This window comes from Candidatus Saccharibacteria bacterium, from assembly GCA_016699955.1.
In the GTDB taxonomy this organism is placed as follows: Bacteria; Patescibacteriota; Saccharimonadia; order Saccharimonadales; family UBA4665; genus JAGXIT01.
This window is the reverse complement of record CP064993.1, coordinates 628,997-643,451: the sequence shown is the minus strand read 5'-3', so window position 1 is coordinate 643,451 and position 14,455 is coordinate 628,997. Positions and strand designations below refer to the sequence as shown.

Genomic DNA, 14,455 nt, shown 5'->3' with positions numbered 1-14,455 from the left:
ACGCACAAACAGTACGGAGTTCGGTATGTGATTTGGCATATTTTTTTGTTTTAGTTTTTGTATTGAACAATTTTTTGTGTTTGGTTCAGTACTTCACTTATTTTCCCCTTTTCGCAGTTTCTTTGCAATCTTTCAGACTACTCGTGCACATAAGTAGACATAATATAGTATCGTGTAGTAATTAATACTACGTGAAATAATACTCTGAGCATAAGATTTTACAGATAAATGTACTGCTAGTGTTGTAGGAAATACCTGAACAATATGCTTAATTTTTGTTGTTTATATTACTCCGTTATTTTGTTCTGGATTTGACCCAATTTGCACAAGAAATACTGTCACTAAGCCTACGCTCTACACTTACCAAATACCCCCATTAGCCTTCGTTACTCCAGGGTTTGTATGTAGTCAATCCAGTCACTGACACTCAGTTTTTTCGTGCTCTGTATAAACATCAGCATTTTATCGTTGGCCAGAACCAGGCGCTGGGTTGTCGCAGACTCCCCCTGCGAGGCATAGACCGTTCCCTGTGTGCTGGTAAAGGTTTCATTTGCACCTACCGATTCAGCAATTTTTTTAATCTCTGTTTCGTTACCTTTAAATTTTTCAGGCACAGCCTGTTGGTCTACGGTGATATTTGCTCCATTATATACGTCAAAAAAAGTATACAGTTTCCGCTTCTCGTCAAATTTTGGCAAAGAGGCAGTCGCTTTACCCTCAGGCGATACGGGTGGCACGAGGGGCTTATAGCCCAATTCTGCCTGGACCACCACCGGAGCTTTTGGCGTATTTTTTTGTTGAGCTAGCGACCCGAGGAGCACTTTTCCTCCTACTGTTACTCCAGCAACGAACACCGCACCGACAAGCCACAGGCGCAACCTGCGCCACGGGATCAACGGCTTCGGGATACGCACAGTTGGCATGTGAATCTGAATCGTTATAGGGGCGTTTGGGGTTCGGCGAGAGGAAGGCTTTGGTTTGTGAGAGGCAATGGGTTTTTGAGTCTGTTTCACCCGGGATTGGGTAAACCCCTCTGTTGATTTTACCCGGGAGCTAGTTGGTTGGCTCGGCTTCGCAGGTTTTGCTCGAGACTCTTTCTCCTGTTCTCCAAGCCAGGCTGCCCACCCCTCCTCGTCGGGTTCATCTCGTTTGCGGAAATTCCCTATGTCCATGTTGTCTTCCTTATGTTAGAACGGCGTATCGAGCGGTTGTTGTTCGCCACCAGTAAAAGTTTTGCCGTGCAGCAGGCGCTTGCTTGGATCTGCGGTAAAAAATAAGCTCAAGTCAGCGATGGTTGGCCCGCGGTTGACGTCTTCTGGGTAACCAAACGCCTGAGAACTATCGATATTTAAGGAGAAGTAATAGTACCGAGCACAGTTTGTGTTTGTGCCGCTACCATCACGAGCTACAAAGGTTTCTGGGTTGCCTAGCGTGACAACACCAAAGTTTGTTTCCTGACCCCACGTTGTCATATTTACTACACAATCAGTTGCGTCTCCGTCTATATCCGTCATGCTTCGAAAGCGCATATACCAGCGTGCACCGGTGGAGTTATCGAGTCCATTCACCAGCCATTTTGTAGGAAATACATCAGTATCAGTATCTATCATACGGGAATACTTGGCAACTTGCGGCTGCGATTTTACCGACGTATAGAAGTGCCTTCCGGTGGAAAGCGGTGCGGTGCAGCCACCACCCATAACTACAATCTTACCTCCAACATAAGCCACAGCAGACCCATACCGGTCGCCCGTATAACGTTTATTAGTCTCGTACCATTCACCTATTCCGGTTGGGTTGTTACCGCTCGCAATTGTTGTATTTGCGCTTATAGGAGTAACCAGTGTGTTCGGTGCGCACGTACTTGCGGCTGAACGTCCGGCTACTAAATACAGGTAGCCGTTCGCCGCAAAACCCTCTGCCTCACTAATTGCACCAGGTAGACTCGTACTAAACGTCCAGGCATCAATAGTGCCGTCGCTGTTGATTTGGGTAAATTGTGAGTCATTGAAATATTGGGTACCATTATTGCCCCCTACGCTGTAGAGGTTGTTGGCATAGGCAACGACAGTATTACCACGGCGCACGACATCTGGTACATCAGCATCTTGCACCCAACTATCTGCGGCAATATTTCCCCCGCTGGCGAGCTGCGGACTTATATATACCGCGTTTGTGTTTGCCGCGCTGCCATCAAGTCCGGCGACAACATAAATACGGTCGTTCCAGACGGTCGCACCAAAGCGTGTCAGGGGCTGAGCAGCCTGTGACGCGGTGTCACCTATACCACCAGAAGCGGTTCCCCACGCAGCCGTAATATCCCCGAGCGTAAACGTACCGGCATAGTACACCGCTGACTGTTCGTTTGTGGCAGTGTCGTCTTGCCCACCCAAGTAATACAGGTTACCGCCAGCAACCTCCAGCTGACCCCATGTTCGGTCTGCTGGCAGGCCGTTCGTTGCACTCGCCCACGTGCCAACGGTGCCGTCACTTGCACTAATGGGAGCATACTGGACGTTGTTCGTTGCATTTGTACAGTCTGTTGCACTTATACAGCCGCCGGCGACATATACATAACCGTTCAAGACTGCCGCACTTGCCCCCCACCTATCGGTATCAGCCGCAAAGGTGTCGTCAGAAAGAGCCGTGTAGTTTACTGGCGCTCCACTGTCGTTGTTGTAGAGCTGGAAAGTCTGGATTTCTGGTTGCATAGATGTGCACCCATCTGGTGCGGCACCGACACTACAGCCCCCTATTGCATAGACATAGCCATTTCCAACAATAGCACGTAAATCCCAGCGCGGTGTGACTACCACACCAGAGCTATCAAACGACCCCATATCACCGGTAGTGACATCAATTTTGGCAAATAGAAGGTCCTGGAGAGACGCCGTACCGCTATATCCTGCAAGTGAATATATGTATCCATTGTAACCAAACGCCACCGCGCGTCGACGCACTGGATTCATGAGACCAGTCGTAAACTTCCAGGAGCCACCCGATAGCCCTGTGTCATTATCGACAATATTGTTGCTGTCATTGATTTTTGCGTAGATGGTTTCTTTTCTTTGAGCGTTGTTGTTGATAACAGGCGATGTGTCTGACGCACACGGATCCGTGGGGTTGACGTATGACGTAACCGCTGTGCAAGCACCCCCAACCAGATAGACTCGGTTAGCGTACACCGTACCCGCCATTAGACCCAGTCCTTGAGAGCCGGTGTTGATATTGTCTGCGTCTATCTGAACCTGTCCTGCTGTGTCGCAGTCATTGGCGTTTGCTTCCTCTAGCGCACCGCTCGTCATAATATTGCACTTGTACACCTTAGTGAAATAGGTGCTACAGCCAATGCCATCATCCCCGGTACCACCACCTGCAATGTAGCAGCCGCCCAGCACATATAGATTTCCGGGGTACGTCGCAGCATTATTCGGATTACTGCGCGTAAATGAGAAGGCGTATCCCCTGGACGTACCAAGTGCCAGTTTTGCAAAAGTTTGTGTCGTCCAAGCGCCGGTGAGCGTGCCATTTGCGTTAAGCGATACTCTATAAACCGTACTGCTCCACGTAGAGCCAGATGTCCCGCCTATCACGTAAATTACGTTGTTATACACGGTTGCGCTTCCCGCCGAAATACCTGTGGTACCATTGACGCGGTTGGTACTGTCAACACACCACAGGCTGTTTGTCACAAATGTACCACCGCATGTCCCAACCCGGGTCATGTTACCGCTTGAGTCAATGGCAGCGTACAGCACGTTGCCGCTTGAGGCCGCCGTTCCGGCAGTTTCACAAACATTGTTAGCGGCAACGCTCGTACAGCCCCCAATCACATAAATATATCCGTTATTTATCACTACCATGTTGCTCATTTGCCCGCCCTGCTCTGCACCATCACCACCACCAGGAAGGTCACAGTCGGTAAAGTTAGGCGTAACACAGTTGCCCGTGTTGGCTGGTTCAGAATTACTTACGGTGCTCGCATCACCGTCTGGGTTGACTATTCCATATTCAACATCTCTATGTACCGCATAGCACACACCGGTGGTCGTATTTTGCCGGTTACAGCCACCAAAACGGTACAGCCCGTTTTGCCACGCCACAAGACTGTACCCAATGCGCTGGTTACTGAGATTCAGTATAGTGTTCCAGTCGGCGAGTGAACCATCGGCATTAATACTCGCTAGCTGGACATCGCTTGCAATGGTACTGCAATAGGCACCAGTTAAGCCCGAGCATCCCCCACCCATATACACATACCCACCCCAAACAGTCGTCATGGAGCCACCCATACTGGCACGTGCGGTCGTGAATGTGCTTGTTTGAGACCATGAATTCATCGTTCCGTCGGCGTTCATTTTACTAAAGTACACAGTGTTGCGGAGTGTGCCACTGCTATTCCCGCCAATAAGGTACATAACGTCATTATAAAACTGCACGCTGTGACCGTGGCGGACATCTGGCAAGTTTTGCATACCTGTTGTCGACCAGGGCCCAATATCACCAGTTGCCAGTACGTCGGCAACCCGAACCGTGTCAACGCTGGTGCCACCTGTGTTCCTGCCGCCAAGCAAATATAATCTGTTGTTGGCAATGCTAATGGCTGTATAACTGAGTGCGACGGGAAGCGTGTTTGTAGAGGCGTACCAATAGGTTGGCGTGCCGCCAGATGGGTGCCACAACTGCGGCTCGCCGTTAGCACCTAGTTTGGCAACCCACACCGTGTTCTGTGCGTTTGCAGCGGTACCGTCGGTAGTCCCGCCAATGGCGTACAGAAAACCATTGTACGCATACATCGACATGCCTACTCGATTGGCCGGCAAATTATAGACAGCCTGCGTGCACCAGCCACTACACGTACCGGCTCCCGGATTGGGGCTATCGATTGTTCCCGCAGAGGGGTTAACCTGGGCCCATTCGAGCATGTTCTGGTACCCTGCTGTGACAGTCGCCGGCCGAATAGCAATAGAAGATGCACCGTAAGAATCATTGATTAGCCCGTCATTTATCAAAGATGCGGCGGCGGTGCTATTGCTCGCCAGCGGCGGAACATCTAGAGTGGTCGCGACAAGGGCAGCGCTGTTGACGGCGTCTGTGTCGCTACTTGTTCCAGAATAAACGCGGGTATGGCCCAGCGGTAACCATGTTGCTTCGCTGGGTTGATCTTCGTCAAAGCCTGTTGCCCGTATTACCAAAGTTGCATCATGTCCAGGTGTTGTAGCCGGAAACTGTGGGATTCCAGAGGCTGCGCTGGTAGTGCCTGCTGTACCGCTAACTGGTGAGCCGGCATTGAAGTTTTTTATCCGCAGAATAATTCCCGTCCATTGCTCTGCCGTTGTTGCAACCGTCCACTGGTATGTCGCGGCTTCATTCCCCCCGCCCTGGTCTGTTCCTTCTTTGTAGTACGCTGCGTGTTGCTGCAAATCGGCATACTCCGTCCATCCAGCAGGTGGTGATACTCTGTTATCGCCGTCTTTTGCAATTAGCGCAACGTACAAATCACCTGCTGGACGCAGCGTGGGCATATTCATAGTAAAACTTAGGCTGTTTGTTGCCTGTGTGGTCGCCTGCTGGCTAGCCACATACGGCATGGTCGGATCTATACGACCACCCGAGCGGTACACAAAACCCCCAGCCGAAGCCATCGCTTGATCCCAAACACCGCTACTCATTTCTGTCGTGTCAGACCAGTAGTCAATGCGAGCCCCGGTAGTCTGGCTTTTTTGTATGAGTTCGTTATCGACGTCAAAGTCAACATTTGTTTCGTTGTTGCCTTTCATGAGCTTCCGTGCAGTTTCAATATAGACAGTAGGGTCGATTGTTAGAGGGTAGTTAGCAGATTGTAAGTTAGTTGCGTGCACCGTAAGGACGTCTTTATTCAAGCTATACCAAGCTTTTGCCTGACTCGTTTTTCTACCCGACTCCCGTATGTAAGGAGCGGGCAGAGTGAAGAGTAAGCGGTTTTTTTCGCCATTTGCCCTCGCCTGTTCAAGCAGTTTTGTATCCGACTCAGATCCCGTCGAAACCGCCCCAAGCAATGCCGAGTTTACGCCGTATACGCCAAGCGAGCCGTCTGATTCCATCCGCGCCTCTGTACCAGTATCGGTTTTAAGTGTGTATTTAAATTCCATCGAGTCCGTACTGTATTGATTTAAGATAATATCTTCTTTGATGCTTGCTGCTCGCGCCGTATACACTTTTTGCGCAGTACTACCCGCCACAGGATAGATCAGTCGATTTTGTGATTGCCGGGGCTCATGCAGTGCAAACTCTGGCACAAACGTCAGTTTTGCACCCGTGGCAGGATCGGTAACCATGACGCCTTGCTTTGGATCAAGACTAAATGAGGCACTAAATTTTGGAGTACCCTGAGAAATCACTTCTGCGCTCGAGCGATATCCATCGTTGTAAAGATAGCTGCCTTGTTTGTAATCTAAACGAAGACTTTGTTCGTATGATTGGTTTGCCTTGCCAAGCAAAGCTTCTGCTCGCGGTGAAAGCGCGTATATTATGTCCTTTTGTCGCACCGACAGCAGTTGGGAATTTGCCGCAAAAAGCATCAGAAGCGCCATCGCACCCCAGCCTAGCCGTGCCAGCACTGGATGTTTTCGACGTTTTGGACGTAAAAAGTAGAGTTTTCGTGCCAATGGTTTTGGCAAACTAAGCAGAATGTATTTTTCCAGCTTATTCACTGCACGCCGCAGCTTAGCCCACGCAGCACGAACAACCAGAATAATCCCACGAGGCATAAGCCCCAAACGCAGTGTAACTGTTTTACGAGGAACATTAGCCGCCCCTCCCTGAGATTCGGACAAACCATGCGTCATTGCTTGGATTTTTCTGTCTTCCACTTTTTCCCGTACGTTAAACGCACTTTCCCTTACCGCTACTGCTTACAGTGTATCACTCCACCCCTGAAATCCATACGTTTTTTGTCCACATTTTGCTCGGCCAAGTAAAATCCCAGGGTTTTCACCTGGGATTTTACCGCGAGTTTTTGTTTTTGTTTTCCGTAAAGCCACTATTTGACAATAACGAGGAGGAGCTAACCCCGTAGGGGTCTGACTAAGCCAGTGCAAACAATGGGTCGCTTTGTATCTGCCGCCGCAGTCGAACCTGCTTCCGCCGCTCATTTTGCGGCAGTCGCTTCAGGACTCGATCATCTTGCCTCTTTCGATCCTTTTTCATATTAATTCCTTTTGTATATGTTTGTTTGGTTTTAAAGGTTTTGAATTTTGTTTTGATTTTGGGGCGTGGAGTTCTCGGTCTTCCAGCCTTCTACACGGTCCCGCCCGTATAGAAGACTTGGTTGGAGGTGGTATTGTTGTTTGATAGTTGTTCATTTGTTTTCCTTTTCTTTCTTATCTCTTAACTCATATCTCTTATCTCTTATATCTACTTCTTCCCTTACTTATTGGTATACCTGAACTCTAGGTTTTCAACGTACACGTTGGCGTTACTCTGTGCCGTCACATTTATTTTGAACAGCACAACATCACCAGCGGCAAAACCACACCCTGTTTCGTTGCCCGTCAAGCTAGTTGTTGTCCATGAACTGGTCGCTGTCGTCACGGTTGTGGTTGACCCACACTGAGTCACAGCACTACCAGTACTTCTGAATACACTGAGAGCGGCAGTCGAGTTCGTTGCGTGGTCACGTAAACCAGTCAGCTTGATAGTGTTGTCGTCGTAGAACGTTTTGAAGGTGCTCGGCAATTTGTACGAGACATAAATACTGTAGGTTTGTGCCGTTGCCTGAGGTGAAGTCCAGCGGTAGTAGTTGCGAGATACGTGGTTCGCGCAGAAGCCGGTGTTGACTTGGAGGACGGTGTTTTCGTTCGAACAGAAATCGGCCGTCAGCGTACCTACGCCAGTCGCAGTAAACGTTCCTCCCATGGTACCCGGAGCGCTAAGTACAGCGTTTGAGTACTCCGGTGTAAGCGTAATGATGTTGTCTGGGGCGCTACCGCAGGCGCCCCATCCGTCAGCCTCGTAACACTGAATGTTTCCGAGGGTTGTGTCGTAGTACATTGAGCCCAGATAGCGGTCATCACTTCCAGAGACAAGTGGGGCTGTACTCGAGCGGTCAAAGGTAAAGAGAGTGACTTGACCACCTGTGTTACCACCCCCGATTTGAACGTTTGCAGGGCGAGTCGTGGAGTCATTGCGGATGAAACTGAGGTTGTCTATGTAAAACGTGCGCGAAGTCGCATCTGTCTGACGGATTATGAGTAGTGGTGTGGTCACTGCGGTCGCAGTGGTGGTTACCGTACAGGTAACTTTCGTCCAGTTGTAGCTCGTGTAGTTTGAGATGGGCCGTGAGGTTGTGTAACCACCGCCAAAGCCTTGACACGTGTTCGTCATAGTCGTGCCGTTGTCTGGAGAATAGATGACCTCTATCGGTGTTGTGTTCTGACCCGCCGTACTCGAAGCGGCAGTGAACGAGACAGTATACGTAACAGAGCCAGTAACAGGATTACCCGATAGCTGGTTCTTGGCACCTTGAGATATACCGGTCGTTACAACTTTCACACCTGCCTGACCCGTCTGGTATTCACCACTGGTCACCGTGCGGCTAACCGTTGCTGTGCTCTGCGCCGACCATGTACTTGCCGGGAAGGTTATGCTTGACCCTCCAGCCGTTTCCGCACCACCGTTGCTCGCCAGCTCGGTACCGTAGCTATTAACACTGAACAGGTTGGTACCAACAGCTGTTTGGACTTCTAGGAGGCCTCCAGAGAGCGGTGTCGTGCCGTTATTACGAATAGTCAAACCGTCGGCAGCTCCGCCAGGTGCATTCAAGACCAGCTCTGCACCACCAGCGCTAGTGAGGGTATTGTTGTAAGCGGCCTGAAGGTCGGTTGAGCTACTGGCACCAGCTGCTGTCCAGCCGGTACCGTTGTACACCAAAGTCGCGGTACTATTCGCCTTCATGCTGATGCTAACTGAGGTGCCCGCTAGCGACAGCGTAAAGTCGGAGCTGCCATTGACAGCGGTGATGTACAAAATACGACCAACAGTTGTCACTGTAGGCAAATCAACCGTCAATACATAGCCTGTACCAGTGGCATTGACTGGAACTGTTCCGTAGTTGTTTGTGCCGTTTGTAAGCAATGTATTCAAAGAGTTAGTGGCCGAAAGTGTGACCGTAGAAGATGCTGCAAATGCAGTTGGATTCAAGCTAACAAGACCCATCTTTCCGGTACCGCCAGCATCTCCACCCGACAGGAGTAGGGTACCACCGTTACCACTCCCCAGACCAGCACTGCCCTTAATGGTTAGCTGATCGCCAGTCGTATTGGCTGCCGTTTGTGCTGCCCCCTGAACTGTATTCGTTGCACCAGCCGTACCGATATTGATTGTGCGTGAGCCAAAGTTTGTTGTGTTGGCAGTGTTACCAATGGTCACGGCTACGTTAGTTGTGCCAGTGCCTATGTTGACTGCATAGTTGCTACTAACGTTTAGGTTTATAGCCCCACCGCTTGCGCCTACTGTGCCTTGGACGTTGAGGACGTAGCCATTTGGGTTACTGGCTGTTCCAATACTGGTGTTGCCCTGGAGGTAGTTGGCGGCGGTAGAACTATTGTAGATGGCGTAGTTTGTCGTTGCGGCACCACCAGCGCCTGTCAAATAAAGGCCGTAGTTGCTGGTTGTTCCTGTGGCCCCGCCTGTTGGAACAGTGATGTGAGCAGTGTAGTTGTTGAGTATACCACCAGCACCAGCTGTAGCAGAACTGCCCGGAAGCCGTATACCGTAGTTACTGATTGTGTTACTTGTGTTGCCACCATTACTAGTACCATTTACGTAGATACCTGTGTAGTTTAAAATCTTGGCTACGCCTGCACCAGGACTACCGGCAAGACTTGGGGCATCAATTCGCAGACCATACCCATTGGTTATCTGACCGGTGTAGCCGGCTGTCGTATCAATGCGGTTAAAGGCGGCGTAGACGTCGCCGATTGCATAGTTACTGCCTGATATAGTCGGAAGATTGATAAAGCCGTACAGGCTACTTAGAGAGCCGCCGGTTGGGCTGAAGTTCATCTGATTCTGGATGCCATATATAGCTGAGGTGTTACTAGCGCTGAGCGTTCCAGACAAAGACAGCCGTACATTATTTAAAGCGGTGCCATCGAGTGAAAGGGTGCTCTTGACGCTGGCAGTGGTACTCGCTTGACCTATAACAATGCTGGTCGCATTGGTATTGCCGATGTTTAGGGCAACACCGGTGGCGGTGTCAAGAGTGGGGGTCAGGAAGCTAGTGTTTGCCCTACCCGTACCACTAATCCAGAAGTTACTGGTAGCCTGTGCCCCGGCATTTTGGTTCTGGATGAAGTTAGTAGCAGTTGGGGCAAGTACTGCAGCATCACAGGTGGAGATGACTCCGGCGTTAGTACACAGTAGTGTGGTGCTAGCCGAGGCTTGAGGAGTTACTTTGGTAGAGCCTTGGATAGTAGTGGTAGTAGCAGCTCGGCCGATGGTGACTGCGCCGGCAACTGTAGTACCGATGTTCACAGTCGGAGTACCGCTGGTGTAGGTACCAGTATCTATGGTGATGTTGCCACTAGCGCCAGCGCTGGCATTGCCAGTGGAGACAGTTACATCACTAGATGTCGTACCAGCAGCAGACTTAATGGTCGCACCAGCTGCACCTTGCAGGGTTAGAGCACCGGCTGTTGTGCTCCAGGTGGTAGCAGCGGCACTGGTGAGGGTGAGGGCACCTGTGTTGGTGGTGAAGTTGCTAGGGGCATTGGAAGTAATACTAACTGCACCAGCAGTGACAGAGCCTATGGTGGTTGTGTTAGTACCTGTTGTATTAATACTAGTATTACCAGCAACTGTGACTGTGCTACCAGTCAGGCCGAGAGTACCTGTGGTGTTACCAACAGTGTTATTGCCAGTGCCAGTACCGATGCTGGTGGCAGCGGCACCCGAGGTGTTTATGTTGGTAGTGCCGGTTAGTGCTGTGGTGCCACTGGTGACAGTCAGGTTCTTACCACTAGCTACAGTTGTATCTCCGTTCAGGCTGACGGCACCCGTGCCAGTAGCAAAGGTACCACTACTAGCAGATTGGTCGAAGTTACCAGACCCAGCTGCAAAGGTAATGTTCTGGTTAGCAGCAATGGATACATTCTTGTTGAGATTAATCTGGGTGGCATTGGTAGTGCCTATGTTTAGGGCTACGGCCGAAGCAGTATCAAAGAGCGGTGCTTGGACAGCTGTTGTACCGACTAATGTGCCGGCTGTACCGGTGCCATCTATCTTAAAGCCAGCTGTTTGGGTAGAGGCTGTCTGGTTCTGGATGAAGTTAGTAGCAGTTGGGGCAAGTACTGCAGCATCACAGGTGGAGATGACTCCGGCGTTAGTACACAGTAGTGTGGTGCTAGCCGAGGCTTGAGGAGTTACTTTGGTAGAGCCTTGGATAGTAGTGGTAGTAGCAGCTCGGCCGATGGTGACTGCGCCGGCAACTGTAGTACCGATGTTCACAGTCGGAGTACCGCTGGTGTAGGTACCAGTATCTATGGTGATGTTGCCACTAGCGCCAGCGCTGGCATTGCCAGTGGAGACAGTTACATCACTAGATGTCGTACCAGCAGCAGACTTAATGGTCGCACCAGCTGCACCTTGCAGGGTTAGAGCACCGGCTGTTGTGCTCCAGGTGGTAGCAGCGGCACTGGTGAGGGTGAGGGCACCTGTGTTGGTGGTGAAGTTGCTAGGGGCATTGGAAGTAATACTAACTGCACCAGCAGTGACAGAGCCTATGGTGGTTGTGTTAGTACCTGTTGTATTAATACTAGTATTACCAGCAACTGTTACTGTGCTACCCGTCAGGCCGAGAGTACCTGTGGTGTTACCAACAGTGTTATTGCCAGTGCCAGTACCGATGCTGGTGGCAGCGGCACCCGAGGTGTTTATGTTGGTAGTGCCGGTTAGTGCTGTGGTGCCACTGGTGACAGTCAGGTTCTTACCACTAGCTACAGTTGTATCTCCGTTCAGGCTGACGGCACCCGTGCCAGTAGCAAAGGTACCACTACTAGCAGATTGGTCGAAGTTACCAGACCCAGCTGCAAAGGTAATGTTCTGGTTAGCGGCAATGTTAGTGTTCTTCATCAGCTCAATAGTTCCAGCTGGCTGTATCATGAAGTTGCCGCTGGCATTGGTTTGACCACCCCATATGGTAGTAGTGCCGTTGTCTATGATGCCAGTAGCACCAGTACCAACCATGGTGTTGTCGGCAAAGTAGTTAGAGACTGAGGCAGCGTCGTAGATGTGGATACCCTGACCGGTACCAGCCGAGTCGTAGATAGAGTTACCAGTAATACTGTTATTGCTAGCAGTGGCAATGTAAATACTACTGTTGGCCGTACCACTGCTGGCACCGTTCTCACGGAGGCTGTTGTTGGTAATGGCGTTGTTGGAGCTGCTGCCGTCAAACAAGACACCACCACCGGTGTTCGTGCCAGCCAGAAGGCCATTGCCGGCAATAGTGTTGGCATTCACGGTAACAGCCAGTGACCCACTGACACGGATACCGAAGGCTGAGTTCACCATGACGGTGTTGTTACTGACGGTAACGCGGTTACTCCCGTTGATGTTGATACCGTCACCGACGTTGTAAAGGACATTGTTGTTGGCAACGGTACCGTTTGAGCTGCTGTAGTAGTAGATACCAGTAGAACGGAAGTTGTTGACCCAAGTGTTAATGACGGTTGGTCCTTGCAATATGCCGGCACCGCTTGAGCCAAAACCGACGTTGTTCATATATATACCATGCTGAGTACCACTGGTGTTGACGGCTTTGTTACCATCGAGGCGGAGATCACGGACAACCACGCCTTCACCATTGGTAGTATCTGTGTTGGTGATCATGTTCTTGTTCTGAGTTGCAATGTTACTAAAGGTAACTAAGGTGCCACGACCGTTACCAGCTAGTGTCGTGTTGTTTGGTATGGAGATAGCATCACTGGTAGTAAATGTTCCTTCGAGTAGAACAACTTTGCCACCAGCGGCAGCGGTAAGAGCGGTGTTAATGATGGTTTGATCGGCGCTACCTGTTGCGACATAGTCGGCAGCATCTTTCAGGGCTTGGCTAGCAGTACTCGGGGCTACGATCTTTGTAGCCGTTTCTCTGTCAGCCTGCCACTTGCCATTGGCGTAGATTAGAAGTTGTTTGGTGGTAGTGTCGTAGAATACCATACCTTCGGTTGGAGTCAGCCCGTTGCGAGTAGTTGTATCGCCGCCTGTGATGGTGATGGTCTTGTTGGCAGCCAGGACGGTGTCATCTGCCAGAGAAATAGAAGAAGCATTGGTACCGCCAATGGTTAGGGTGCCAGCGGCGGCAGTGTCTAGGATGGGGGTGAGGACGCTAGTTGAGCCCTGCAAGATGGCAGCTATACCTGTGCCAGAGATGTTGAAGTGCCCGGTCTGAGCGGTTCCTGGTGTCCCAGTCTGCAGCTTGATGTAGCCATCACTGCCCGATGGTGCGGTTAGGAGGTTGTAGGTTCCGGCTGCTCCCTGATTTTGGATTTGGAAGGTTTGGTTTCCGACAGTCGGGGATTGGATAGCCAGGGTGGAGATGAAAACACCGCTGGTGGTAACAAGCTGACTGGCTGTCTTGGCGTTGAAGGCATAGGGTACGGCAGTGAGTTTGAGGCGTGGGTTCATTTCTCCGTCCCATGAGGCTGAGGTGCCAGTACCGCCAACGTTCATGGTGAGGTAAAGCTGCTGATCCCAGGGCATGCTGCCAGGGAAGCTGGTGATAGAGCCTAGGTTGACGGTGACGTAGCCGTTGGCTACCCTAACACGACGGTCAGGGGTACCACCGTTGTAGTCGTAGGTTTCAGTCCAGAGGAGGGTACCACCACTGGCAGCGTCGTAGAGCTTGAACTGGAGGTTGTAGAAGCCATCGGCAGCGATGGCTCCGGCAGAGTTCTCTAGGCGAGCTTGGAAGTTCAGGTTGTCGGAAGTGGCGGCATAGGCGTGTTCTACGCCTGTGTACCCACGCGTGAGGAAAAACAGGGGTAGGAGGAGCAAAACAGACAAAACAAACACAAAGCCCCTCGTTCGTAGCCGACCGAGGGTACACGCGAGCAAGGCAAGCTGTGTGCGTTTTTGTTTGATCATTTGGTTTGTTTAAGGTGTTTGTGTTGATTTCTCGGTTTGATTTTGAGAGATCAATCTTTGTTTCGGATTTTGCCTGTTTTTTGGTTTTGGCTTATCCTGCCCCAAAGTATGCACTTCCAATCGAAGTTGTTCAAGAGAGAAGACAAAAAAATGTGTGCAAAAAAATATGTTCATTTTTGCTATAAAAACACTCTACATTGATTGTAATTAATGCAACATTTATTCCTTACCCCTGTTAATTGCACATAAAATCGCACTATGAAGTTTACGAAATGAATAAATAATTATTGCATTATTAACAACGATTAATATTTTCCTGCGGACTTATCCA

General features: G+C 50.4%; 3 protein-coding genes. All 3 read right to left on the bottom strand.

Going from position 1 to position 14,455, the window contains the following annotated elements:
• Positions 1 to 386: 386 nt before the first annotated feature.
• A complete protein-coding gene (locus tag IPL85_03290; protein QQS19287.1) occupies positions 387 to 1,172 on the bottom strand; it encodes a hypothetical protein in 786 nt (261 codons plus the stop codon).
• A 15-nt stretch (positions 1,173 to 1,187) separates the two neighbouring features.
• On the bottom strand, positions 1,188 to 6,851 hold the full coding sequence (locus tag IPL85_03285) for a hypothetical protein (protein QQS19286.1): 5,664 nt from the start codon (positions 6,849 to 6,851) through the stop codon (positions 1,188 to 1,190).
• Between the two features lie 556 nt (positions 6,852 to 7,407).
• Positions 7,408 to 14,124, bottom strand: a complete 6,717-nt coding sequence (locus IPL85_03280; protein ID QQS19285.1) for a right-handed parallel beta-helix repeat-containing protein — start codon at positions 14,122 to 14,124, stop codon at positions 7,408 to 7,410.
• Between the last annotated feature and the right edge of the window lie 331 nt (positions 14,125 to 14,455).

What these genes read in the sequence shown, in the direction of transcription:
- IPL85_03290 (QQS19287.1), bottom strand. Translation starts at nt 1,172, where the DNA reads ATGGACATAGGGAATTTCCGCAAACGAGATGAACCCGACGAGGAGGGG.
- IPL85_03280 (QQS19285.1), bottom strand. Translation starts at nt 14,124, where the DNA reads ATGATCAAACAAAAACGCACACAGCTTGCCTTGCTCGCGTGTACCCTC.